This is a genomic window from Myxococcus sp. CA051A (assembly GCF_013336705.1).
Classification (GTDB): domain Bacteria; phylum Myxococcota; class Myxococcia; order Myxococcales; family Myxococcaceae; genus Myxococcus; species Myxococcus llanfairpwllgwyngyllgogerychwyrndrobwllllantysiliogogogochensis.
In genome coordinates, this window is sequence record NZ_JABUMS010000009.1 from 68,746 (window position 1) to 93,774 (window position 25,029).

Sequence of the window (25,029 nt, forward strand, 5' to 3'; positions counted from 1 at the left end):
GATGGCCAAGGGTGTCCTCGGGAACGATCCCTTCCAGCGCGGAGCCGCCACCCGCGATGGCGCGCCCGCGAAGCCCGGCCCCCATGCGAAGCAGGAGCGCTCGCCCTCCGAGCGCGGGACCTCCGACGACAAGAAGAAGGCCGCGAACACCCGCGCGTCGTCGGGCTCGAGCGCGGCCCACGCCAGGAATGATGGCACCCTGGACAAGGGCCGAGCGAAGAAGCCCTCCAGCGCGAAGCCCGCACCCGCGAAGTCCACGGGAGGGGCGAAGGGCTCCACCACGGCGGCGGCCCGGAGCGCGGGCGAGGCCAGGGCACATTCCGGAGGCGGTGCATCCGCTTCGCGAACCGGAGTGGGAACGAAACAGCCACAGGGCACGGCGTCGCGAGGCACGGCCGGCTCGAAGGTCGGCGACGAGGCGAAGCTCAAGGCGAACTCCACGCCGCCCGACGCGAAGGTGAAGCACGCATCCAACGCCAACGCGAAAGCACCCTCTCGCACGAATAGCGCCAAGGGCCCGAAGGATGGCGCGAGTGCGGCAGCCCGTCAGCCCTCCGGGGCGGGCGCTTCGCAGCGCGCATCGGGTGCTGGCCACCAGGCCCCTACATCGGCATCGCGCGGTGCACGGGCGCAGCAAGGCGACGAGTCCGCGGCTTCGGTGTCCCACGACACCCTCGGCCAGGACGTCGCCGCGACGCGCCCCGCCGACACGTCCGCAGTGCCTTCGGCTGAGGTCGAGCCCCTGCGTGAACCCGCGGCTCCGGTGACGCCGCGCGAGCCGCCGCCCGCGCGCGCTCCAGCCCTGGATGACGCCAACGCGGCGAGAACACCCCATCAGCGGGAGGTGGACCACGCGCTCGCGGAAGCCCTGGCCGCCGAGGTGGCCGAAGTCACCGCGAAGCACGCCGTGGACGTGGCAATGAACCGGCGGGACGGCTCCAAGGAGCCCGTGGACAGGCTCCTCGCCACGGAGATGGCGACCGAGCTCGCCGAAGCCGCGGTCGAGGAGGTCCTGGACCACAGCCCCTCGACCCGCCGCCCGGAACGCGAGCGCGAGCTCGCCGCCACCGTCGCCGCGCAGGTGGCCGAGAGCGCCGCCGAACTCGCCGTCGCGGAGGTGATGGATCGCCGCGCCCCCTTCACGCACTCCAGGGACGCTCTCGAGGAGCGCGCCGCGAACAACACCACGAACGAATCCGACGCGGAGCAGACCTCCCGTCTAGAGCCGCACGAGGACCTGGCGGGCGCGGTGCTGGAGCTCTCCGACCTCGACGAAACCCCGGACGACGCCGATGACGTGTGGGAGCTGTCCTCCCCGCCCCTCTCGACAACCCGCTCCTCGCCGGAGCCGGAGGTGGAAATGCCAGACGCGACGCGCGACGAGTTCCCCCCAGGCCGTCGAGGCCCCTTGTCCCTGGTGCCCGCAACCGCCGAGGAGGATGCGGCGCGCGCGGCGCGGGCTCCGGATGGCTCGCGGGAATCCGACGCCCCTCGTCCCCTCGCGCAGCGCGCCACCGGCATGCTGTCGCTGGCGCGTGAAATCGCCGGACAGGCGCTGGCCAGCGAGGGCCTGGGACGTGCCTGGGGCGCGATGAACGGCATGCTGGACGCCGTCCGCGCGGGCCTGGGAACGGGCGGAGGCGCCCACCTGGACGAGTACGGCAAGGACCCGTCACTGGTGCAGCGACTGGAGCCCGTGCTGGAGTTCCTCTATGGCCAGTACTGGCGCGTCGCCGCGCAGGGCACGGACCACATCCCCAAGGGCGCGGCCATCCTGGTGGCGAACCACTCGGGCGCCCTGCCCTATGACGGCCTGGTGATGTCGCTCACCCTGGCTCGCGAGCGCCCCGACCTGCGCGAATCACGCTGGCTGGTGGAGGATCAGATCTTCCACGCGCCCGTGCTGGGCACCCTCTTCAATCGCCTGGGCGCCGTGCGGGCATGCCCGGAGAACGCGCTGCGGCTGCTCGACGAGCAGCGCCCACTGGTCGTCTTCCCGGAGGGCTACCAGGGGCTCAGCAAGCCCTTCGCGGAGCGCTACCGGCTCAAGCGTTTCGGGCGAGGTGGCTTCGTGAAGCTCGCCCTTCGCACGGGAGCGCCCATCGTCCCGGTGGCCATCGTCGGCGCGGAGGAGACCTCCCCCCTGCTGGGACGCATTCCCGCGAGCTTCTTCGGGTTGCCCTACGTGCCCCTCACTCCGCTGGGCCCGCTGCCCGCCAAGTGGAGCATCCGCTTCGGCGAACCCATCGCCATGGACGGCCTGCCCCCTGAAGCCGCGGAGGACCTGGGCGAAGTGGGGCGACTCACCGAGCGCACGCGCGAGGCCATCCAGTCGATGATCCACACGCTGCTGCGGGAGCGGCGCTCCATCTTCGCCGGCTGAATCGGACGCCCCGAGGGGCGCACGCCGCGTCAGGCGATGACGCGGTTGCGCCCACCCGTCTTCGCCTCGAAGAGCTTCTCGTCCGCCGCGCGCACCAGGTCTCCGGGCTCGCGGTGGCGAGGGTCCAACACCGCCACGCCCAGGGAGATGGTGACGGGGATGGGCTGGCGATCAAACTCGAAGCGCTGCTTCTCCACCAACCGCCGGACCTTCTCGGAGAGCTGTCGCGCGCCGACCAGCGCCACTTCCGGCAACAGGATGGCGAACTCCTCGCCGCCATAGCGCGCGAAGACATCCTCGCGCCGGATGCGCGTGCGCACCGTGGACGCCAGCTGCTTGAGCACCGAGTCTCCCGCCAGGTGCCCGAACTTGTCGTTCACCTTCTTGAAGTGGTCGATGTCCACCAACACCAGCGACAGCACGCGCTCATAACGGCGGCTGCGGGAGATCTCCCGGTCCAGCTGCTCGTCGAAGTAGCGGCGGTTGTAGATCTGCGTCAGGCCGTCCATCGTGGTCAGCCGGTAGATCTCATCGTGGTAGGCGGCCTCGATGTTGCCGCCCGCGATGTACTTGAAGATGGTGCGGCCAATCTTCACCAGGTCGCCGTTGCGCAGCTCGCGATCACCCTCCACCACCTCGTCGTTGATGAACGTGCCGTTGGTGGAACCCGCGTCGCGAATCTTCACGCCCTCGCGGGTATTCGCGATGGCCGCGTGGTTGCGGCTCACCGACTCCTGGTCGATCTGGATGTCGCACTTCGACGAGCGCCCGATCAGCGTCTCCTCGCGCGTCAAATCGAACTTCCGACCCAGGTCCAATCCGTAGATCACCACCAGCGCCGCGTCGAGGTTGACCGGCCGGTCGGAGATCTTCGAGATGACCGTGACGACCGTCTCCTTCTGCACCGCTCCTCCAGCGAACGACCCACGAGACGCTACCACCCTGCAAATCCAGAAAGCGAATCACAAGGCGAGACGCCAGGTAGGGAACCTCCGTCCATGGACATCCAACCAACGACGTCTTCCTTCATCCCCCCTAGGGGATATCCACGCCCCTCGACGTGAAGACAGGTGGACGCAGCAGCGCGCCCTCCGTGTCCTCCAGCGAGGCGATGAGCGACACCCCTATCCCGGAGCAACTGGCCGGGAGCTGGAGCTGTACTTCCCCCGTCGCGGGTGAGGCGGCGGAGTCGCTCACGAGGACCTCCTCGCAGCCCTTCCCGCCCCCCCGTACCATGACACGCACGCGGCCGTCGGCTCCGGCGCTCGCGCCCGGGCGAAAACCGGTGACTCGGACACGGACGGCGCTTCCCCGGCTCAGCCGCTGTCCCTCCAGCTCCGGATAGAGCCAGGTGACTTCCGGGCGCCCCACGTCCAGCGACGACGCCGCGCGAGTCAGGTCCCCCACGTGGTCCAGGCCCGGACCGCCCGCCGCCACCAGCCGCGAGGGCCCCAGGGTGTCACGAGCATCACGCCCGGTGACCTGGAGCACCTCCACTCGCAGGAGCGCCCGCGAGCCCAGGTGGTCGCCGAAGTAGGTCCGGTCCTCGAGCCCCGCGGGAGGTCGAGGGACACGGATGCCTTCCTCCAGCTCGTCGGGTGAGGCCAGGACCGTCCAACGTCGCCCGAGGCGGTCCGTGAAGACGACGCGGACCAGGGTGGCGGGCTCGTCGACGTCGGCGCGCAGCTCTCGTCCCTGGAGTCCGTGGGCTTCGGCGCCGTCGAAGTTGTAGCGAGCGTCCTCGGGAATCGGGAGGAAGTCGGCGGTGGGCTCGACGGGGTGCTCGCCCAGGGGGTCGAAGGTCAATCCCGGCAGATCCGCCACCACGAAGCCGGTCGCCGTGCCCGCGGAGGCATCGTCGAGGGCCGCTCGGGAGGTCGCTCCCACCAGGAGTCGGTAGGGCTGCCCCTCCAGGCCATGGTGCGCGGGGGCCATGCGCAGGGCCACCACGCCGGACCGGCCCACCCGCACATCCGCGTCCGTGTTCGGATCCGCGGGCGCGACGTTGGCTGCGGCTCCGAGCCCCAGGGGAACCAGCCCTCGCCCCGGCGCCACCACGGTGCTCACCACATAGGCCCGGTCCAGATAGGTCCCCCGGTAGCGAGGAAGCTCCGGGACGCGCACGGCAAAGGGAAACGCCAGGCGCACGCCCTCGAAGGCCAGGGACACGCTCTCGGAATACGCCACGGTGTCTGGCCTTGGCACTCCCGTGGAGAGGCCCGGCGTGGGGACCAGGCGGAAGGCGGCATCGCGCGCCACGGACGAATAGAAGCGCGGAGACAGGGGGAGCAGGCGCCCCAGCATCAGCAGCGGGTCGGCTCCGGGCTCCAGCGCATTGAGCGGCAGCTCCGCCACCGGCACGCTCCCCGTCAGCCCCCAGGCCGCGCGGGTGCCACAGGTACCGGACAGGATGGCCTCCTCGGGATTCAACACGCCCGCCAGCGCGCCATCGCAGATACCCGCCACCCCGGGCGCGGAGGCCGGAGGCGGCGTGCCCCCTTCCAACCAGAGCGCAGTGCCCGACGGCAGGGGCAGTCGCCGCGTGCCGCCCGCGCTCACTTCCACCTCGCGCTCGAAGCCCAGCAACGTCCCCGATGCCAGCTCGGAGAAGAGCCCCGGCACCGACAGGCCCGTCATTCCCAACCGCAGCATGGGAGCAGGGACGCCCACAGCACGCGGCTCGACGAAGTCGACCCGCACGCCTCCGGAGAAATCCTGCGGGTTGCGCCGCAGCGCCATCCGGACATCGCGGTGGTCGTCCACGTCGTGGCGGGCCAGCGTCAGGTAGCCGAAGTCCGGGTGGAAGGCGGACAGGCCCACGGTGCCCGAGGCGGGCACCCACGCGACGCCATCGAGCCCCGTCAGCCCCACCGACAACATCTTCCCGCCCACCTCCGACACGGCCACGGAGGCCAGCGGCAACGGGCGTCCCGTCAGCTCGTCAAACACCAGCACGCGCACCCCTCCGTCCGGCACGTCGGGGCTGAGCACCATGACGCGGGCGCGGCAGATGGCCGAGCCGACGCGCGCCTCCACCACGTCCTGCTCCGCGCCGGGCACCCGCAACGTGAAAGCAGCCCGGACGCCCGTGCCCCCGCCCGTCGCCATCGGCGAGAGTGACGACCACGTCGCGCCATCACGCGGCACCATGGGCCGCCCCGACGCATCCTTCACCCACACCCCGAAGACGACGGACAACTCGGGGCTGCCCACGACGACCTCCGGCGTCACCTGGCACGAGGCCGCGAGCGCCGGGGCAGGAGGCGCCCCGCAGGCCCCGTCCCGGCAGACCTCGTCCACGCCGCAATCCGCGTCCGCGGCGCACAGGCCCACCACGCACCGGTTCATGTCGCACTGACAGCCCAGCGGGTTGTCACACATGGGCAGCGCATATTGCTGGCGCTTGCCCTCCTCACAGTCCTCGCGGGTCCGACAGGCGGGCTCACAGCGGGACAGCGCCGTGTTGCAGATGAAGAGGGACGGGTTCGGGCAGTCCTCGTCCACCGCGCAGGGACCCGGCAGCGGCTTGTTGTCGCCGGGGATGCCGGGGATTTCGTCGGCGTTCATCCCACAGCCGGCCAGCGTCCCCAGGGCGCACACGAGGGCTGTCAGCAGCAGGGGACGAGGCGAGGGACTCATACGGTGCGGCTCCCGGGGGGCGGAACGCCCAAGACCATACAGGCACGACGCCCATCGCGCGACGGCGCGGAGGGCCCTGAAGCCCCCTCGCTGGACACCGTCGGACCCGGCCGCCCGCTCTTCGCCCACGTCACGCAACAGGTGGTTGGCTTTCAGGTTCTCACGAATCATCATCGTGCGCGATGGCCCGTGGCGAGCCCAAGTCCCTGGAAAGTCTCCTACCCCGTGTCCTGGCGCGCCTCGCGGGTGAGTCAGGCCGGGGCCATGCCCTCGCGCCCGTGTGGGGCGCGGTGGTGGGAGCACACATTGCCCGCCATAGCTCCCCCCGTGCGCTGGAGGGTGGCACCCTCGTCGTCATCGTCACGAGCGCCGAGTGGGCCCGCACCCTGGAGGCCGAGGCGCCCTCGCTGTGCGCGCAGCTCAATGAACGACTGGGCCCCGGCACGGTGAAGGCGCTCACCTTCCGGTGGGACACCCGATGATCGCCGTGCTCGCGCTGACGGCGCTCCTGGCCGCCGCGCCCGGGCCCACGACGGGAGCAACGAGGCCCGCCACGCCCTCCAGGGCCGCGACGGCGCCGTCAGTGCCCCTGGCGCCGCGCACCCCACCGCCCGAGCGCAAGGCCCCGCTGACGCCGGCGGAGTCGATGGAGCGGCAGGCCGCCCAGCATGTGGTGCGGGAGTTCGAGCGCGTGGGACGTCGCGCGCCCACGGAGGACAGCGCGCTGAGCGTGGCCGCGAGGCGACTGGCCCACGATGCGCTCAGCGGCGTCTTCACGGGTGCGCCCGACCTCTTCACGCTCACGGAGGCCGTCAGCGACGCGGGCGCGGCGGATCCCGCACCCCGGGCGCTCGTCATCCGCGCGTGGGCCCATGCGCATGCGCTCGAGTCGCTGCGCGCCCGGACCGACCTCAACTCGGATCGAGCCACCCACTTCGGCGTGGGCGTGGCCCTGGTGGACAAGCGCGCCGCCCTGGTGACGTTGGTGTCGGACCGCAAGGCGGAGCTGAAGCCGTTCCCCCGCGTCATGCCCGGCGAGCGCGCGGTGCAGACACTCTGCGGAAGGCTCAATCCGCCGCTCCATGCGCCGGAGATCTACGTCACGCGACCCGACGGCGAAGTGGTCATCGTCCCCCTCACGCGGCGAGGAACGGAGGGCTCCGACTTCTGCACGCGCCTGGATTTCCTCAAGCCCGGCACCTACACGGTGGAGGTGGTCGCGCAGGGCGACGCGGGCCCGGAAGTCACGTCCCTGTTCCTCACGCAGATTGGGGAAGTCCGTCTGCGCGGCGAGCGCGAGAACAACGTGGAGCCCACCACGGAGGAAGGCGCGCGGAGCGCGCTGCATGAGCGCATCAACGCCCTGCGCCGGGCCCATGGGCTGGTGGAGCTGATGCCGGACCCGGTGCTGGAGCGCGTGGCCCAGGGGTACAGCACGCGCATGACGACAGAGGGCTTCTTCGCGCACATCGCGCCGGATGGGAGCACCCTCACCCGTCGACTTCCCCCGGGCTCGCGCTACGGACGGGCCGGAGAGAACCTGGGGCAGGCCGCCGGGCCGCTCGCGGCGCACTTCGGCATCGAGCACAGCCCGGGTCACCGCCGGAACCTGTTGGATCCCGGGTTCCGCTTCATGGGGGTGGGCGTCGTCCTGCGAACAGTGGCAGGCGGTCGCAGCGAGGCCACCGTCACGGAGGTCTTCACCGCCGCGTCGCCCGCCTCGGCGGACCCGCAGAATCCCCAGCAGGATGCGTATGACGCCCTGGCGCGGTGGCGCGCCGCGAAGAAGCTGCCGCCCCTGGCCCGGAGTCAGGCGCTGGAGTCACTGGCGGTGGCACATGCCCGACATGCGCTGGAGTTGGACCAGCCCGCGGCCCAGCCTGGCGAGGCGCCCTTGCACGAACGGGTGTTCCGGGTGCTCCCCGACGCGGGGACCGCATCGGTGGACTTCTTCGTGGTCTCTGACCCGGCCGCGCTCCCCGAGTCCCGCAGCGTCACCGAAGCCACCAACAACCGGGTGGGCGTGGGCGTGGTGCGGGGCGATTCGAAGCGCTTTGGCGCGAAGCAATACTGGGTCGCCGTCATCTACGCCGCGGTCCAGTGAGGCGCGGCGGGCGCGGCCCGTGTGGGGCGCCCCTCTCCATAACGGGGCCTCCCCTCACACGGTGAAGCGACTCCGAATCAGACGGGACGGCGCTGGGTGGCGTAAGCCTCGAGGCCCATCTGCGGCGGCGCGGCGTGCTGATACATCGGGCACTTCATGCATGTGAAGGACTGCCACCCTCGCCGGACCGCTTCGTCCAGGCAGTTGTCATACTGGTGGCAATTCAGGTTGCGATGCGTCTCGACACCGGCACGCTTCGGCCCGGCCTCGGGATTGATGGTTTGCGGCAGATCGGCTGGACACGGCTTCATGGAGCCCTCCCTCTGTGCTGTTTCCCCCCCGAGCGCTGTGAACGAGCAGTGTTACCGGACGACAGGTCCCGCCTGGACGACGACGGACCGGGGTAGCGTGCAACGGCCGCGCAAAGTAGTGATGCACCCCGGGTGACGCAACGGGCCGACTTCAATGACCCAAGAGCACGTAATCGCCTGAACGCTTTCAGCGAATGACGACGGGTTGAGGACATTTCGAACCGGCCCGATGGCGCGCGGATTTAGGACTTGTCGGGCCGGCTGTCAAACCACCCCCCTCGTGTGAGAGGGGGAATGATTGAGGGACGCGTCTCGTTGGCAGGCCGCAAAGCCGCGTGCTGAAAGGGAGAACACATGAGCTGGATGGGGACGGTCGCGGGGTGGGCACTGGGGGTTTCCCTGGGACAATCCCCGACAACCCTGGAGGCCGTGCGGCTTCATCAGACCGACGCGACCTCTCGGGCCCAGAGCGAGTGGGCTGCCTGCGTGGCGAAGCAGTGTCCGGACGCGGGGAGGCTCGCCTTGCTGGCGGGCACACTGGCCCTGTCCGACGGGCGAGCGGCCGAGGCGCGCGACATGCTGGCGGCCGGCCCCGCCCCTGCCTTGCTGGAGCCCTACCGGGCCTTCTATCTGGGCCAGGCGCGCTTCTACGTGGGGGATGCCGCGGGGGCCGCGCTGGACTTCGCGCGGGTGCTGGAGGCCCCGGGAGCGCCCCTGGACCTGGTGACGCGGGCCCGGTCACGGCTGGGCGAATCGCTCCTGAAGGCGGGCAAGGCGAAGCAGGCGGTGGGCGTGCTGGAGGCGGCGGTGAAGGCGACGCCGTCCCCGGAGCTGCTCTTCCAACGGGCCCAGGCGCGAGGCGCGTCGGGCAATCGCGCGGGGCAGCAGGCGGATTTGATGACGGTGGCGCTGCGCTTTCCCGCGCACCCGTACGCCGATGACGCGGTGAAGTGGCTCACCGAGGTCCGCCGTCCCGGGGTGCGCCTGGGCTTCGCGGAGCGCGCGCAGCGCACCGAGGGATTCCTCAGCGGTGGCGCGTCCCAGCGCGCGCTGGAGGAGCTGGAGGCGCTGAAGGGCGACAAGCTCTCGAAGGAGCAGACGGCGAAGGTGTCGCTGCTGCGAGCCAGGGCCCTGTTCGCGCTGGGCCGCGACGAGGACGCGCGGCAGGCGCTCGCCGTCGCGGAGAAGGGGCCCGCGAGTGTCGCGGCCGACGCGGAGCTGCTCGTGGCGCGGCGGGCCCTGCGCGCGGACGACAACGAGAAGGCCCGGGCGCTGATGGCGGCGTTGGACCAGAAGTACGCCTCGCAGTCGGCGGGCGAGGAAGGCGCCTTCTTCGCGGGCTGGCTCGACCTGCAGGCGGGGCGCTTCGCCGAGGCCGCGAAGTCCTTCACCGCGCATGGGGAGCGCTACGCGCGCTCGCGGCGTCGGGACGAGGGCCTGTGGTTCCGGTCTCTCGCGTACCTGCGACTGGCGGACTACGCGAAGGCGCGCGCGTCGCTGGAGTCGCTGGTGGCGACCTTCCCGAGGAGCAGCCTGGCCCCCCAGGCGCGCTACTGGATGGCGCGCAGCCGCGAGCTCGGCGGAGCGGCCGCGGCGGAGGTCGGCCCGGAGTACGAGCGTCTCATCACCGTGGCGCCGGCGTCGTTCTACGCGCTGCTGGCCTCGGAGCGGCTCAAGGAGTTGGGACGGGTGGCGCCGGCGAGCTTCCCGCGTCCTCCGCTGTCGCTGGAGCTGCCTCGCCCTCCCGAGCTGGGGCTGGCGGTGGAGCTGACGCGCACAGGCCTGTTCCGGGACGCGGCCGAAGAGGTGGAGTCGCATGTGGCGCGCCTGCGCTCCGCGGACCAGGCCCTGCCCTTCGCGCACGCGTTGATCGGCCTGGGTGAGTTCGGCCATGCGCACACGGTGGCGGCGCGACACCTGTGGGGCCGGGCCTTCGGCTCTCGCGAGCCGGATGCGCTCGCGGCCTTCTACCCTCGCGCCTTCTCGAACGCGGTGGAGCAGGCGGCGACGGCGCACAAGGTGGACCCGTTCCTGGTGTGGGCCATCATGCGGCGGGAGAGCGCCTTCAAGCCGGAGGTCATGAGCGCGGCGGACGCGCGCGGGCTGATGCAGATCATCCCCAAGACGGCGACGGAGATTGCCCGGAAGCTCGCGGAGCCAGACCCGGCGCCCGCGGACCTCTTCTCGCCCGAGCGCAACATCCGCTACGGGGCCTGGTACCTGTCACGGTTGATGGAGCGCTTCTCACATCCGGTGCTCGCCGCCGCCGCATACAACGCGGGACCGAGCGCCGCGGCGAAGTGGGCCCAGGAGCGCGGCGACCTGCCGCTGGACCTCTTCGTGGAGTCCATCCCCTTCCGGGAGACGCGCGGCTACGTCAAGCAGGTGGTGGCGGACCTGTTCCTCTACCACGCCTTCTACGACGCCCAGGGCGTGCAGCCCCGGCTGTCGCTGGTGGTGCCGGCGCCCTCCAAGGAGGGCGTCACCTTCTGAGCCGGCCCGGACGGGTGGAGCGCAGGTGCGCCCTACCCGCGTGCCGCCATGCGGCGGAGGATCTCCGCCTCCATGGAGTGCACCACCTCCGACAGCGGCAGGCTGCTGGAGTCCACGCGGATGGCGTCCTCCGCGGCCTTCAGCGGAGCCACCGCGCGCGCGGAGTCATCCTTGTCGCGCTTCGTCTGGTCCGCGAGCACGTCGTCGAGGCTGCTCTCCACGCCCTTCTGGAACAGCTCCTCGAAGCGGCGGCGGGCGCGCACCTCGGGGTTGGCCTCCAGGAAGAACTTCGCGTCCGCGTCCGGGAACACCACCGTGCCGATGTCGCGGCCTTCCAGGATGGAGCCCTTGCTCGACTCCAGGGCCAGGCGACGCTGGAGCTGGAGCAGCCCAGCGCGGACGACAGGGCGCCCGGACACCTGCGACGCGGCCATGGAGATTTCGGGCGAGCGGATGTCGCCCGACACGTCCTTGCCGCCGAGGAAGACGCGGTTCTCCTCGCCCACCACCTGGAAGTGGATGTGCACGCGGCCCAGCAGCTCCCCCAGGCGCGCGTCGTCGTCGTAGGGGATGCGCTCGTCCGTCGCCATCAGCGCCACGCAGCGGTAGATGGCGCCCGTGTCGACGAGGGAGAAGCCGAGCCGGCGCGCCAGCAGCTTGGACACCGTGGACTTGCCAGCACCGGCCGGCCCGTCGATGGCGACAATGAAGCAGCGTGGGCTCACGAGAGCACCTCTTTCAGTGCGCGCACGCACCGCTCGTTCTCCGAGGCCGTCCCCACGGAGATGCGAAGACAGGTGGGAAAACCCCCGCCCGCGAAGGGCCGGACGATGACGCCCTTGCGCAGGAGCAGCTCGTACAGCTCGGTGGAGGAGCGGCGGAAGTCCGCGAACACGAAGTTCGCGTGGCTCTTCGTGAGGGTGATTCCCAGTTGGGGCAGCTCCGCCTCGAAGTAGCGCAGGCCCGCGCGGTTGTTCTCCCGCGTGCGCCGCACATGCTCGGTGTCTTCCAGCGCCGCGAGGCCCGCCGCCTGCGCCACCACCGTCAGGTTGAAGGGCATGCGCGTGCGCTGCAGATACATGGCGAGCTTCGCGTCCATGACGCCGTAGCCCAGGCGGATGCCCGCCAGCCCGTGAATCTTGCTGAAGGTGCGCAGCGCCACGACGTTCGGGTGACGCCGGAACAACTCCACGCCGCTGACGTAGTCGGGCCAGTCGACGAACTCGAAGTAGGCCTCGTCGTAGGCAATCAGCACCTCGGGCGGGACGGCCGCGAGGAAGGTCTCCAGCTCCTTCCGGCCGAACGCGGTGCCCGTGGGGTTGTCCGGATTGGCCAGGAAGATGAGCCGCGTGCGCGGCGTCACCGCGCGCGCCATGGCCTCCAAGTCGTACTGGTAGCCCTCGCGCATGGGCACCTCCACGAAGGGCCGCCCGTGGGCCTGCGCGGAGATGCGGTACGCGGAGAAGGAGTTCCTGCACAGGAGGATTTCGTCCTCCGGCGTGGTGAAGGTGCGGATGAGCAGCTCGATGAGCTCGTTGGAGCCGCTGCCCAGCACCACTTCCTGCGGCTGCACGCCCAGGGACGCGGCCAGCCGGCGCACCAGGTGGAACGACGTGGCATCCGGATACAGATGCACCTGGGTTGACGCCAGCCGCATGGCCTCGAGCGCGCGCGGGGAGGGCCCCAGCGGGTTCTCGTTGGAGGCGAGCTTGATGACACCGGTCAGGCCGAACTCGCGCTCGGTCTCCTCGATGGGCTTGCCCGGCACGTACGGCTTGAGCGTTTCGACATGGGGAGGAACGAGAGGTCGCATGGAGGTAGAGGCCCTGGAGATGTGCCTCAGCGACCGGTGAACACGCCGAGCGCGCGGAACTTCGCGTAGCGGTCCTTGACCAGACCGTCGGGTGACAGCTCGGCGAGCTGGCCCAGGTGCTTGCGCAGCACCTTGCCGAGCGCCTCGGCCGCCTTCGCGGGGTCTCGATGCGCGCCACCGGCGGGCTCGGGCACCACCTCGTCGATGATCTTCATCTGGAGCAGGTCGCCCGCGGTGAGCTTCATCGCATCCGCCGCCTTGTCCGCCTTGCTGGCGTCGCGGAAGAGGATGGAGGCGCAGCCCTCCGGCGAGATGACGGAATAGACGCTGTTCTGGAACATCAGCACGCGGTTGCCCACGCCAATGGCGAGCGCGCCACCCGAGCCGCCCTCACCCACCACCGTGGAGATGATGGGCACGCGCAGCCCGCTCATTACCTCCAGGTTGACGGCGATGGCCTCCGCCTGGCCGCGCTCCTCCGCGCCGATGCCCGGGTAGGCGCCCGGCGTGTCCACGAAGGTGAGGATGGGCTTCTCGAAGCGCTCCGCCAGCTCCATCAGCCGGCGGGCCTTGCGGTAGCCCTCCGGGCGCGGCATGCCGAAGTTGCGCGCCATGTTCTCCTTGGTGTTGCGGCCCTTCTGGTGCCCCATCACCATCACCGGCTTGCCGTCGAAACGGGCGAAGCCTCCGACAATCGACGGGTCCTCGCCGAAGTGCCGGTCTCCGCACAGCTCCACGAAGTCGGTGAACAGCAGGCGGATGTAGTCCAGGAAGTAGGGGCGCGCGGGGTGGCGGGACATCTGCACCACCTGCCACCGCGTCAAGTCACTGAAGATCTCCGTCTGGAGCTTCTTCGCCTTCTTCTCGAGCTTGGAAATCTCCGAGGTGAAGTCCGCGGAACCACCCGTGGACAACGCCTTGAGCTCATCGATCTTCTTCTCCAGCTCGATGAGCGGGCGCTCGAAGTCGAGCGCGTAACTGATGCCGGTTGCCATGGCGCGGAACTAGCACCAGGGTAAGGCACCTTTCAACGCGCAAGCGGTTACGCACCGCACCGTGTCACGCTGCCGGACACCTGCGTCCCATTCGGAGCGACATGTTTCTGGCCCTGCCGCTGCTCGTCCTGGCGCTGACCGCCCCCCCTGCCACCCCGGCGCCCCCCTCCGCGAAGGGCCTCAACACCGAGGGCTTCCGCCTGTACCGGGCCGGCCGCTACCCGGAGGCCCTGGAGAAGTTCCAGGCCGCCGCCAAGGAAGACCCGGCGTACGCCCTGCCCCGCTACAACGCCGCCGCCACGCTGGGCGTCCTGCGCAAGCAGGGCCGCGTGTGCGAGTACGGCGCCCACCGGGACGTCATCGTCGAGCACCTCTCCCAGGCGGTGAGGCTGGACGCCCGGCGACTGGCCCGCGCCCGCCAGGACGCCGACCTGGACGGCATTCGCGACACGCTGGGCTGGCAGCGGCTGCTGGGCCGAGTCCCGGAGCGCGAGGCGGACGTGCCCTTCCTGCTGCGCACCGTGGCCTGGTACGGCCCGGGCGTCGGCGTCCTGGGCAGCACCCGGGGATTGCGCTTCCTCACCCGGGGCAGGGCCGTCCTTTGGACCCGCTCCGTGGACGCGGAGGGCAAGCCCCAGCGAAGCGAGGTGTCCGGGACGTATTCGGTGACCGGCCGTCAGGTGGAGCTGCGCCTCAAGGGACAGGCACCCCGCACGGGCACGCTGACGGAGGCAGGAGCACTCACCTTCCCCGAACTCGGAACGTTCACCGACGCGCCCTCGGAGTGCGACGCCTGAGACGTCCCGCGTCCGAGTGCTGACCAGCCACCACTTGGGATGACGGGGCTCGCACGCATACAGAAGCCCCACGAGAAGAGCGCTTGGTCCTCACGTGAGAGGACGCCAAGGTGCTCAGCGGGGGCGGACGGGAACGGGCCTCGGCGGGCGTTTCAGGTGGGAGGCCACCAGCACAATGGCGGGGCCCCCACCTCGCTGCTTCAGGCGGCCTTGATCTTCGCGGCCGGAGGAGACAGCGCGTACCACGCCGTCCGGAACGCCTTCAGCTCGCGCAGCCCGGCCGGGTGCCGACCGAGCGCCGGTGCCATGGTGACGGGCAGGCCCAGCTTCTTCTCGATGGCCTTCGCCGCGTTCAGCTCCAGCTTGCGGCGGTTCTCGCACTTCTCGCAGGTGGACTTGGGGCCCACGCGGTTGACGAGGATGCGCTCCACCGGGAGCTTCCTCTCCTTCAGGTACTCCACCACGCGCTCGGTGCGGGACGCGGCCAGCTCCTCGCCGCGGGTGACGACGACGAAGCGCGCCTCCGTGGGAGACGCCAGCGCCTCCTCGAAGCGCTTCGCGTGTTTGATCATCCCCGCGATGTCGTCCGCCAGCTCGCCCAGGCCCTTGGCCCGGTGCTTGTTGAGCACGGCGTGCAGCGCGCCCAGCCACGTCTTCGCCGTCTCCGCCAGCTCCACCACGCGCACGGAGTTCACCACCGGCGACGAGTCCACGACGATGCGCTTGAAGCGCTCCTGCACCAGCGCGTCGGTGAGCACGCTCATCGCCGCCAGCTCGTCGATGCCCGGGGGCGCGGACTCCAGCAGGTTGCGCAGGTAGAGCAGATCCGCGGGGACGTCGTTGCCCGCCTTGGGCGCGCCCTCGAAGGCCTTCTCCGCCTTCTCCTTGAGCCGCTTGCGCAGGGCGTTGAACCAACCCGCCATGTCCAGCTCGCGCGCGTACAGGCCCTTGGTGCCCTTCACCTGCGTCTCGGTGTCCGTCAGCCGGCTCTGGAGCACGTCCGACAGCGAGTGCGCCGGATCCGTGGAGATGAGGAGCACCGGCCCCTCCTTCTCCGTCAGCGTCACTGCGGCGGCGGCGGCGCAGGAGCTCTTGCCCACTCCGCCCTGCCCCACGAAGAAGATGAGCCGCGTGGGCGGCAGCGGCGGCGCGGCGATGGGCGGCATGGACGGCGCGCGCACCAGGGCCGGAGGGCCCTCCGCGGCGGCGAACTCCAGCGCCTTCGTCTCCTTGCCACCCGCCCACGCCTTCGCGAGCAGGCCCACGCCGTCCAGCCCGCGCGGCGCCACTTCACGACGACCCAGCAGGTGGACCGGCACGGCCTTGTCCAGCGCCTGGAACTTGCGCACGTGCGGCGCCTGCAGACCCCGGCGGCCCTGACACGCGGGACACCCCTCGCGGTCCTCCACCTGGTTGACGACGATCTCCGTCACCGGCAGCCCGCGCTCGCGCAGCTGGGTGAAGAGCATGCGCGTCTGCGCCTCGGGAACCGGCTCGGCCAGCGCCACCAGGTGGAAGGCGGTCCGCGCGGGGTCCTTCAAGAGCCCCAGCAGCTTCTCCGCCTTCTGCCCCAGCGCTTCCAGGTAGGTCGGCTCCGCCGCGGCGGCCTCCGCCTTCTTGCCCTTGCCCGTGGACGGCGCCGGCTTGTCGCCGCCCGCCTTCACCAGGCCCAGGAACTTGCGCAGCCCCACCGGCAGGTCGAACAGGCGCAGCGTGTGGCTCGTGGGCGAGCAGTCCACGACCACCCGGTCGAAATCCTCACCCTCCAGCAGCGACACCACGTGGAAGAGCCCGACCAGCTCCTCCAGCCCGGGGACGGCCTGCTGATACAGCGAGCCCAGCTCCTCCTCGGAGAAGTGGGTGCCCTTGCCAGCGGCCTTCTTCAGCGCGGGCAGGTAGTCCGCCAGGAACGGCTTGAGCAGCGCGGCCGGCTCCAGCTCCAGGCCCCAGACGCCACCCTCACCCTTGCCCGCCACCAGCTTCGAGGGCTTCGCGGTCAGCTTCTTCTTCAGCAGATCCGACAGGGAGCGCACCGGATCCAGCGAAACGAGCAGCACCCGCTCCTTCGGGACCTCCTCCGACAACCGCAACGCGTACGCCGCCGCGAGCGTGGTCTTACCGACCCCGCCCTTGCCGCCGAAGAAGTGAAGAACTCGCGCGTCGCTCATTGCGTTGTGGCCTTCCTTGTGCCCCCCCGGCGGCACTCTGATGCACACTCCTGATTTGCCGAGAAGAAGGCGTCGGAGTTTGCCCGGTGCGTCGACCTGTACGGCCGGGCCATCCCTGTGGGTGGGAGTCGACCACAGAATCCCTTGTCCAGAGGTCAAAAGTCAAGAATTGACGCGGGGTTTCGCGGAGGGTCGGCCCCTCTCGGCACCTCCTGCCAAGGCCTTCTTGACCGCCCCTCCGAGCCGCTCCAACAGCGCGGAATCCGGAGGGGATTTCCTACCCGTCAGGTCAGCGAGCGACCAGGTTGTGGGCGCTCAGGGGGCCATCGCCTCCCTGTCCGCCCAGCGGCCCGTTGTCACGCGAGGGCCCGCCTTGCTGAGTGCGCGCCTCCGCCGCATAGCGATTGAGCTTGTTGTAGAGCGTCTTCTCGCTCACCCCGAGCACCTCCGCCGTGCGCGCCTTGTTGTTGCCATTGCGCTGGAGGCTTCCCAGGATGTACTCGCGCTCCACCGCGTCCAGGCTCAGGCCAAAAGGCAGCCGGAACGTGTGTCGTTCCGGGCCCTTGCCCGCCATGTCCGGCGGCAGGTGCTCCCGGGTGATCAGCTCCCCGTCGCAGAGGATCACCGCGCGCTCCACCGCGTTGCGCAGCTCGCGGATGTTGCCCGGCCACTCGTAGTTCTTGAGCACCTCCATGGCCTCCGGGTGCACCCCGGACACGCGCTTGGCTGAATCCCCTCGGAACTTGTCCACGAAGTGCTGGACCAGGATGGGCACGTCCTCGCGGCGCTCGCGCAGGGGCGGCAGGTGGATCTGGAACACGTTGAGCCGGAAGTAGAGGTCCTCGCGGAACCGCCCGTTCTTGATCTCCTGCTTCAGGTCGCGGTTGGTGGCGCACAACACGCGCACGTCCACCTCGAGTTCCACCTTGCCACCCAGCCGGCGCAGGCGGCTCTCTTCCAGCACGCGGAGCAGCTTGGCCTGCAGGTCGATGGGAATCTCTCCCAATTCGTCCAGGAACAGCGTGCCGCCGTGGGCCAGCTCGAACACGCCCGGACGGCGCTGATCCGCGCCGGTGAAGGCGCCGCGCTCGTGGCCGAAGATCTCCGATTCGATCAGCGTGGCGGGGATGGACGCGCAGTTGATGGCGATGAAGGGCTTGTCGCGGCGCAGGGACAGGTTGTGGACGGCGCGCGCCACCACCTCCTTGCCCGTGCCGGACTCGCCGCTGATGGACACGCTGGCCTTGGACGGGGCCACCTTCTCCACCAGCTCGATGACCTTGCGCATGCCCGCGGACTGGGCGATCAGGTCGGAAGAGCCCAGTTGCTTGAGGCGACGGCGCAGCGTCTGCACCTCGCGCATCGTCTCCTTCTTCTCCAGCGCGCGGTCGATGCAGACCTTGAGGCGCGCGGTGTCCAGCGGCTTGACGATGAAGTCATACGCACCCTCGCGGATGGCCTCCACCGCCGCGTCGATGGTGCCGCGGCCCGTGAGGAACACCACCGGACAGTCCGGCAGCTCTTCCTTGAGGTTGCGCAGCAGCCACAGTCCGTCGGTCTCCGGCATCGCCAGGTCCGACAGGACGACGTCCGGTCGAAACTCTCCGGCCTTGCGCAGGGCATCGTGCCCGTCGAAGGCCGTCTCGACCTTGTGCCCCCAGGTGCTGAGCATTTCCGCCAGCGCCTCGCACGTGTCGCGTTCGTCGTCCACGGCCAGGATTCGTGCGCTACCCAAGATGAAGACCTCCGGTACTGCGTCGTGACGCGAATGGGGGATGACTCTGAAGGAGAAGCCTGGCGCCCGGTACAGCCCTCAAGCGCGAGGAAAGATGAGCCGGCAGGAACCACCTCGGACGTGGAGGTCCACTCCCAGTTGGGCACAGCGCAGCCCCAGGGCCGCCACCACGTCCGCGTGCTCCGGAGCGCTGTCGCCCCCGGTGTCCTCCACCTCCAGCACCGCCACCGAGCCTTCCCCTCGCACCGTGACGCGCACCGAGCCCCCGCCTTCGGCCCGCCGGAAGCCCCGCAGCAACGCCTGGATGACGAAGAAGCCCAGCTCCGAGGTGTCCGCCAGGCGGACCAGCACGCCCGCCTCCACCGCCACCTGCACCGTGGCCCGGCGCTTGCGTCCCTCGTGAGCCACCACGCCCAGCGCCCGCGTCGTCGCGTCCGACAGGTCCACTTCGCCCGCCGTGCCGCCCCGGGTCACGATGAAGTCGGAGAACTGCCGCAGGATTCCGTCCACGCGCTGGATCTGCTCGCGCAGCGCCTTGAGGTTCTTCTCCTGCGACGGCGGCACCTGCCCGGTCTCCGCCTTCAGCTTCTCCGACAGCACCTCCAGGTGGATGGCCATCGCATTGAGCGGGTTGCGGACGTCGTGCAGCAGGCTGTCCATCAGCGTCTGCACGGCGCCATAGCGGGCAGCGCCCACCACGGGATCCGTCGCTTCCTGGACACGCACCACGCTACTGGACACAGCCGTCGAGCTAACCAACGGAAACTCCTCGGGTTTTTCGTCTCCCTCTCCCGCCGCCACCCCACCGCCGGCAAGAGTTAGGGAGCCTGTTCCACAACGTCAACCCTGGGTCGGTAATTCTTGCCGGAAACGGCAAATTCCCGAGTGGAGTCAATGGCTTGGACAGGCTCCGGAGTGTTGTCCGGATGACGCTTCCCGAAGGGTTCCAGCAGGCGCTTCAGGTCGAGGACGCGGGAGGGCGCGCGGCCTCACCCAGGCCAACGAGCTCCAGCTTGAGCTGGGAGGCCACCTCGAAGATGCGAGGATCCCGATAGAACTCGCCGAAGACGATGCGGACGAGGCCCGCGTTGGCGATCAGCTTGAAGCACGGCCAGCAGGGGCTGGCGGTCGTGTAGATGGTCGCTCCGTCAATGGCTACGCCGTTGGTGGCGGACTGGATGATGGCGTTCGCCTCCGCGTGCACTGTCGCCACGCAGTGTCCGTTCTCCATCATGTGGCCCACGTCGTCACAGTGCGGCAGGCCGCGGATGGAGCCGTTGTAGCCGGTGGACAGGATGGTTCGTCCACGGACGATGACGGCCCCCACGTGCTTGCGATCACACGTGGCCCGCGTCGCCACCTGCTTGGCGATGTCCATGAAGTACTGATCCCACGAAACACGTCCCGACATCCGCTCGCCTCCTGGCCCGAGCAGATGTAGCGCGCAGCGGACGGCTGTCGACAAAAAGGCGGCTCAGCGCCCGGCGGCGTGAGCGACGCCTCCCTCGCCAGGCAGGCTGCGTTCCAACAAGCGCCCGAAGCCCTTGGCCTGCAGGAACTGTCGCACCTTGGTGCTGGGCGCGGCGAACGTCTCGCCGGGCATGGGCACGTCGAAGCTGTAGCTCTCCTCACGCACCGCGAAGTCCACCTGCGCCGTGCGGTAGCCCTCCACGATGGCCAGCAGCCGGCCCGACTCCAGGCTGAAGATGCCGCCGCCCGACGCGCCGTAGCCGATGGGCGCGTCCGTCTTCACCATCCTCGGACGCCGGGACTCCCGGTCCCACTCCACCTGGGACAACATGCCGCCGGACAGCGACAGCGCGCGGCCATAGGGCGACGCCGCCACGACGACGTCCTCGCCCAACTCCAGCTCCGCCTCGTCCGCCAACTCCACCGCGGGCAACGCCAGCCCCGGCACCTTCACGAGCGCCAGGTCCAGGTCCGGCACCTGTCCGGTCGCCACCACCTGGCCCACGTGCGACTCCACATCCGCGCGGCGGTCCACCAGCACGTTCAGCGTGGGGGCCTTCAGGTCGTCCATCACCACCGCGTGCGCATTGGTGATGACCCACGCGACCACGCCCTCCGCGCTCCGCTCGGAGCCCACCACCACGCCGGAGGCCGTGCGCCTCACCTTGTCCGCCTCCGTGATTTGCAGGCGCACGTTGTGAGGGAGGATGCGGCGCACCATCTCCTTGCGCGTCGGCCTCGACGGCTCCGGCGTGGATACCCGCACCACCTCCGGCGGCGCCTGTGGCACGGGAGCGCTGGCGGGAGACGCGGGCGCACCGGCACACGATGCGAGGGCGAGCAGGGCGACGGGGGCGCCCAGGAGGAAGCGGGTCATCGACTCTCCGGGATGAAGGACGGCGCTGAGACTGCGAACTCGCTTGCGACGCCCATCTTCCCCACGCCCCATCCTCATTGGAAAGCAGGCGCCCTGCAGGGGCCGGTCGCCTGCCCGCCCGGCCTCAGGCGTAGCGCTTCTTCATCAGGAACAGGATGGCGTCCTTCGCGCAGTACTCGCAGTAGCCGTAGCGCTCCGCCATCGTCTTCAGCGTGCCCTGCACCTGCGTCTGCTCGCGCGTCGACAGCTGGTTTCGGTCCTCGGAGAGGTACTTGAGGACGTTCTCCTTGTTCTTGCGCAGCACCCGCTTGCGCTCTTCGAAGTAGTGGTCCCTCAGGCGCTTGAACATGTCCGGGAAGATGCGCGGGTAGTCCATCGCCAGGTCTGGATTGTCCAGCCGGTGCGCGCCGATGGAGGAGATGAGCCCGCGGCGGAACTCGGAGACCTCTTCTCCGCGCGGCATGACGATGGCTTCCACCTCCTGCATGCGCTGCTCGTCGGGCTTCTCCATCTCGCCGGTGATGCGGTTGCGCATCTTCTCGCCGCGCACCCAGTGGCTGACGCCCTGGATGTAGCGCTCCACCAGCTCGCGATACTGGCCCTCGGAGACCAGGCCCATGGACTCGCGCACCTCGGTGTCCACGCGGTCCAGGTACTCCGCCTCCGCCACGCGCACGAACTCCTCATGGTCGTGGTAGCCGTCCACCACTTCCTGGAGCAGGAACTCGTAGACGCTCTTGTCCTTGCAGATGGCCTCCAACTCCTCGAGCACCGCCAGTCCGTTGAGGCACTTGTAGTCGGGGTTCTGCGCGGCGTTGAACAGCGCCGTCTTGATTTCGCGCGCGCTCGCGCCCACGCGCCCCTCGTAGTTGGGGTACGCGTCCGACTCGGTGAACAGCTCCTCGCGCAGCTTCCTCAGCTCCTTGGTGTTGGCCAGGCTGAGCCGGTCCGGCGGCGCGCCCTCCTCGTACAGGTGCAGCTTCTCCACCGGCGTGACGTGGTCGATGAGCTCCTTCACGTCACTGGGATAGCGGTCCGGAATGGGCTTCTTCAGGCGCGTGAGCACGGCCCACATCGCGGCCAGCTCCGTCGCGTGGGGCGCCACGTGTTTGCCCACCGTCGTCGCGGACACCTGCGCGTCGTAGATCTGCTGCTCGGTGCGGTAGCGGCGCAGGTAGGGCACGCGCACCAGCTCGATGCGCCCCTTGAACGACGCGAAGTCCGGCAGCTCCTTGAAGGCGCCCAGGTGTTTCTCGTTGGACGACGCGATGAGCACCTCGTCCAGCTGGAGCACGAACGGCTCCAGCGGCACCTCGCTCGTCTCGCTGAACCCCAGCAGGTACTTGAACGCCTCCAGCGGGCGCTTGAGCAGGTCCGCGTACTCGATGAGGCCCCGGTTGGCGTGGACGAGCGGCCCGTGTGGCTCGAACAGGACGGTGCTGTGCAGCGGCGCGGGCACGTTGAGCTGGGTGCGGTCCGCGGTGATCTGCTGGACGACGGCGTCCACGCTCATCTGCGGCTCCACCGTCACCGTGGCCACCTGGTAGCGGCGCGACACGTAGAAGCGCTCCACCTGGACGTGGCGCATCACCTTCAGCCAGTCGCCGTTGTACGAGTTGAGCAGCGCCGTGTAGATGCGGCGGCACTTGGAGCACAGCTCTCCGTCCCGCACGTAGTCGGACAGGATGTAGTCCCCCGACTCCCCGTCCCCGGTGCCCAGCCCCTTCTTCTTCAGGGCCGTCTCCAACACCTTGCGCCGCTCACCCGGTGGCATGGCGAACATCGGATGATCCCGCAGCTCGCACGGCATGCGCAGGTCGATGTTCTCCGCGTCCAGATGCGCGAAGGTCGTCAGCTCCCCGTTGCCGTCCGTGCGCTCCCCGAAGCCGATGGAGCCCTTGATGAGCTTCTCCGAGGGGAACACCCAGGCGATGCGGTAGAGCGCCCCCTGCGGCAGCCAGGAGTACGTCTCCATGCCAGCCTTGAGCGCGTTGACCAGCGTGGACTTCGCGCTGCCGTTGGGGCCGTGCAGGAAGATGAGCTTGTTGATGCGGCCGGCGCGCACGAAGTTGCCGAGCACCCGGTAGATGGCGTTCTGCACCTCCTCCTGCCCCGCCACCCGGCCGTCCCGCCCGCTGCCCTCCGTGTTGAAGACCTTGAAGCGGCGAATCGTCCCCGTCGGATGCGGCACCGTCTCCGTGCCGAAGTGGTCCATCACGTCCCGGAGGTACTGCGCCGCGTTCCGCGCCTGGGCGCGCGGATCGTTGATGAAGAGCGACAGGTACTCCTCGAAGGACAGGATCGAACGGTTCTTGACGAAGTCGGCGTTCACCTGCGTGCCCACTTCCTGCAGATAACCCTTCGCGTCCACGGTGGCTCTCCTCGTACGGGTCAGTTCTCTCTAGTCAGGGGCCCGGCGCTCCGCAGCCTCCGTTGGCCTCCCCAAGACCTTTCCGCCCGGCCTGCTGGAAGTCCAGGCCCCTTTGCCGTCATGTCGTCCAGCCCACGGGCTCGGGCAGCCGGTTGCCCTCCAGGGAAGAGAGTGGCCGGGTTGGACTTTTCGCCCGACATCGTGCGGGGTTCCAGGGTTTTGCCAGGAGCCGACCGGAGGCGAGCGGGCGCGCTGGGTGTAAGCATACTCGCGTGGGGGCCGGGGGTGAGATACGGTCCGGACCTTCTCTTCGGTGCCCACCCGGAGTCCAAACACGATGCACAAGGAGCCCATCATCGGCATCGACCTCGGCACGACGAACTCGTGCGCGGCGATCGTCGAGGAGAGCGGGAACGTGAAGCTCATCCCCTACAAGGGCGGTGAGTACACCATCCCCTCCATCTTCGCGATTGACGACAAGGGGAACGAGCTCATCGGCTACGAGGCCAAGCGCCAGTGGCAGCTCAACCCGCGCAACACCGTCTACGGTGCCAAGCGATTGGTGGGGCGCACGTTCGGCAGCGACGTCGTGGAGACGATGAAGAAGGTCGTGGCGTACAACCTGCGCCCCGGCAAGAAGAACGAAGTCACGCTGGATGTGGGCAAGAAGGAGTTCACCCTCCAGGAAGTCAGCGCGAAGATCCTCGGGAAGATTCGAGAGGTCGCGTCCAACTACCTGAAAATGCCCATCAAGCGGGCGGTGGTGACGGTCCCCGCGTACTTCAATGACAGGCAGCGCCAGTCGGTGAAGGACGCCGGCAAGCTCATCGACCTGGACGTCGTGCGCATCATCAACGAGCCCACCGCGGCGGCGCTCGCGTACGGCGTGGGCAAGGGCCTGAAGCAGAAGGTCGTCATCTACGACCTGGGCGGCGGCACCTTCGACGTCTCCATCATCGAAATCCGGGACCGCGTCTTCGAGGTGAAGGCCACCGGCGGCGACGTCTTCCTGGGCGGCATCGACTTCGACAACGCCATCATCCACCACGTCCTGAAGGACTTCGCGGCCAAGACGGGCATCGACCTGGCCACAGACCCGGTGGCGATGCAGCGCATCAAGGACCTGGCCGAGCGCACCAAGATCGACCTGTCCGCGCGCGACGAGGTGCCGTTCAACATCCCCTTCATCACGATGACGTCCCAGGGCCAGCCCCTGAACATCGAGATGAAGTTCACCCGGAAGATGCTGGAGCAGCTCACCAACCACCTCGTGGACCGCACGCTGCAGATGGTGGCGCGGGTGCTGGTGGATTCGGGGCTGTCCACCAAGGACATCGACGAGGTCATGCTGGTGGGTGGGCAGACGCGCATGCCCGTCGTCCAGGACCGGCTGACCAAGTTCTTCGGCAAGCCGCCCAGCAAGGGCGTACACCCGGACGAGGCCGTCGCCATTGGCGCGGCGCTCTACGCGCACTCGCTCCAGGACGACACCAACCTGCGCATCCAGCTGCTCGACGTGATTCCCATGGCCATTGGCCTGGAGAAGGCCGGCGGCGCCTTCCACGTCGTCTTCCCGCGCAACGCGCCCATTCCCAACGCCAAGCAGCTGCTGGCCACCACCAGCATGGACAACCAGACCGAGCTGGCCATGCGCATCTTCCAGGGCGACCACGAGATGGTGGTGCGCAATGACATGCTCGGCGAGTTCACCTTCTCCGGCATCCAGCAGGCCCGCGCCGGCGGCGTGCAGGTGGAAATCACCTTCGATGTGAACATCGAAGGCATCCTCACCATGCGCGCCAGGGACCCGGCCACCGGCCGGGAGATGAACACCACCGTGCGAGTGACGCAGAGCTGAGCGCTCCGCCGTCCC

The 25,029-nt window shown here is 69.4% G+C and carries 18 protein-coding genes; 6 read left to right on the forward strand and 12 right to left on the reverse strand.

Going from position 1 to position 25,029, the window contains the following annotated elements; all coding sequences use genetic code 11:
- Window position 1 precedes the first annotated feature (1 nt).
- Window positions 2-2,383, forward strand: a complete 2,382-nt coding sequence (locus HUA74_RS25225; protein WP_174456602.1) for a 1-acyl-sn-glycerol-3-phosphate acyltransferase — start codon at window positions 2-4, stop codon at window positions 2,381-2,383.
- Between the two features lie 29 nt (window positions 2,384-2,412).
- Here the strand turns inward: HUA74_RS25225 and HUA74_RS25230 are convergent, their stop codons facing one another.
- Window positions 2,413-3,288 (reverse strand): GGDEF domain-containing protein, encoded by an 876-nt coding sequence (locus HUA74_RS25230; protein ID WP_141647946.1) that lies wholly within the window; start codon window positions 3,286-3,288, stop codon window positions 2,413-2,415.
- 130 nt (window positions 3,289-3,418) lie between these two features.
- Entirely contained in the window at window positions 3,419-6,022 is a 2,604-nt protein-coding gene (locus HUA74_RS25235; RefSeq protein ID WP_174456603.1) for a carboxypeptidase regulatory-like domain-containing protein, read from the reverse strand.
- A 182-nt stretch (window positions 6,023-6,204) separates the two neighbouring features.
- Here HUA74_RS25235 and HUA74_RS25240 point away from each other — a divergent pair, with 182 nt between their 5' ends.
- Both HUA74_RS25240 and HUA74_RS25245 read left to right on the forward strand, forming a co-directional pair.
- The gene (locus HUA74_RS25240; RefSeq protein ID WP_141648767.1) at window positions 6,205-6,504 is read left to right on the forward strand and encodes a DciA family protein; all 300 of its coding nucleotides are present in this window, start codon (window positions 6,205-6,207) and stop codon (window positions 6,502-6,504) included.
- Window positions 6,501-8,126, forward strand: a complete 1,626-nt coding sequence (locus HUA74_RS25245; RefSeq protein ID WP_174456604.1) for a CAP domain-containing protein — start codon at window positions 6,501-6,503, stop codon at window positions 8,124-8,126. Before HUA74_RS25240 ends, HUA74_RS25245 begins: the two co-directional genes overlap by 4 nt.
- A 77-nt stretch (window positions 8,127-8,203) precedes the next feature.
- On the opposite strand, the gene HUA74_RS25250 is transcribed toward HUA74_RS25245, so the two are convergent.
- Window positions 8,204-8,437, reverse strand: a complete 234-nt coding sequence (locus tag HUA74_RS25250; protein ID WP_141648765.1) for a hypothetical protein — start codon at window positions 8,435-8,437, stop codon at window positions 8,204-8,206.
- 354 nt (window positions 8,438-8,791) lie between these two features.
- Between HUA74_RS25250 and HUA74_RS25255 the strand changes: the two genes are divergently transcribed.
- Entirely contained in the window at window positions 8,792-10,930 is a 2,139-nt protein-coding gene (locus HUA74_RS25255; RefSeq protein WP_174456605.1) for a transglycosylase SLT domain-containing protein, read from the forward strand.
- A 32-nt stretch (window positions 10,931-10,962) separates the two neighbouring features.
- Here the strand turns inward: HUA74_RS25255 and cmk are convergent, their stop codons facing one another.
- From cmk to HUA74_RS25270, 3 genes are read right to left on the reverse strand one after another with little or no spacing between them, the layout of a single operon-like run.
- Window positions 10,963-11,655: a (d)CMP kinase gene (gene cmk / locus HUA74_RS25260; RefSeq protein WP_141648763.1), complete on the reverse strand. Its 693-nt coding sequence runs from the start codon at window positions 11,653-11,655 to the stop codon at window positions 10,963-10,965.
- Window positions 11,652-12,743, reverse strand: a complete 1,092-nt coding sequence (gene hisC, locus HUA74_RS25265; protein WP_174456606.1) for a histidinol-phosphate transaminase — start codon at window positions 12,741-12,743, stop codon at window positions 11,652-11,654. Before hisC ends, cmk begins: the two co-directional genes overlap by 4 nt.
- 26 nt (window positions 12,744-12,769) lie before the next feature.
- Window positions 12,770-13,738 carry an acetyl-CoA carboxylase carboxyltransferase subunit alpha gene (locus tag HUA74_RS25270; protein ID WP_141648761.1) on the reverse strand — a complete coding sequence of 323 codons (969 nt, stop codon included), beginning with the start codon at window positions 13,736-13,738 and terminating at the stop codon, window positions 12,770-12,772.
- Window positions 13,739-13,839: 101 nt separating this feature from the next.
- Here HUA74_RS25270 and HUA74_RS25275 point away from each other — a divergent pair, with 101 nt between their 5' ends.
- Complete coding sequence (locus HUA74_RS25275; protein WP_174456607.1) at window positions 13,840-14,535, forward strand: tetratricopeptide repeat protein; 696 nt, start codon at window positions 13,840-13,842, stop codon at window positions 14,533-14,535.
- 200 nt (window positions 14,536-14,735) lie between these two features.
- Here HUA74_RS25275 and HUA74_RS25280 read toward each other — a convergent pair whose 3' ends face one another.
- The 6 genes from HUA74_RS25280 to HUA74_RS25305 form a co-directional block, all read right to left on the reverse strand.
- Window positions 14,736-16,703, reverse strand: coding sequence for an ArsA family ATPase (locus HUA74_RS25280; RefSeq protein ID WP_174456608.1), 1,968 nt, complete (start codon window positions 16,701-16,703; stop codon window positions 14,736-14,738).
- Window positions 16,704-16,992: 289 nt separating this feature from the next.
- On the reverse strand, window positions 16,993-18,438 hold the full coding sequence (gene nla6 / locus HUA74_RS25285; RefSeq protein WP_141644773.1) for an enhancer binding protein Nla6: 1,446 nt from the start codon (window positions 18,436-18,438) through the stop codon (window positions 16,993-16,995).
- A 78-nt stretch (window positions 18,439-18,516) separates the two neighbouring features.
- Window positions 18,517-19,137 carry a sensor histidine kinase gene (locus tag HUA74_RS25290; RefSeq protein WP_371746092.1) on the reverse strand — a complete coding sequence of 207 codons (621 nt, stop codon included), beginning with the start codon at window positions 19,135-19,137 and terminating at the stop codon, window positions 18,517-18,519.
- Between the two features lie 259 nt (window positions 19,138-19,396).
- The gene (locus HUA74_RS25295) at window positions 19,397-19,849 is read right to left on the reverse strand and encodes a cytidine/deoxycytidylate deaminase family protein (protein WP_141644775.1); all 453 of its coding nucleotides are present in this window, start codon (window positions 19,847-19,849) and stop codon (window positions 19,397-19,399) included.
- 63 nt (window positions 19,850-19,912) lie between these two features.
- The gene (locus HUA74_RS25300) at window positions 19,913-20,785 is read right to left on the reverse strand and encodes a serine protease (RefSeq protein WP_141644776.1); all 873 of its coding nucleotides are present in this window, start codon (window positions 20,783-20,785) and stop codon (window positions 19,913-19,915) included.
- Window positions 20,786-20,909: 124 nt separating this feature from the next.
- Window positions 20,910-23,156 (reverse strand): PrkA family serine protein kinase, encoded by a 2,247-nt coding sequence (locus HUA74_RS25305; protein WP_141644777.1) that lies wholly within the window; start codon window positions 23,154-23,156, stop codon window positions 20,910-20,912.
- A 337-nt stretch (window positions 23,157-23,493) separates the two neighbouring features.
- Between HUA74_RS25305 and HUA74_RS25310 the strand changes: the two genes are divergently transcribed.
- Window positions 23,494-25,014, forward strand: coding sequence for an Hsp70 family protein (locus HUA74_RS25310; protein WP_141644778.1), 1,521 nt, complete (start codon window positions 23,494-23,496; stop codon window positions 25,012-25,014).
- The last annotated feature ends 15 nt before the right edge of the window (window positions 25,015-25,029 follow it).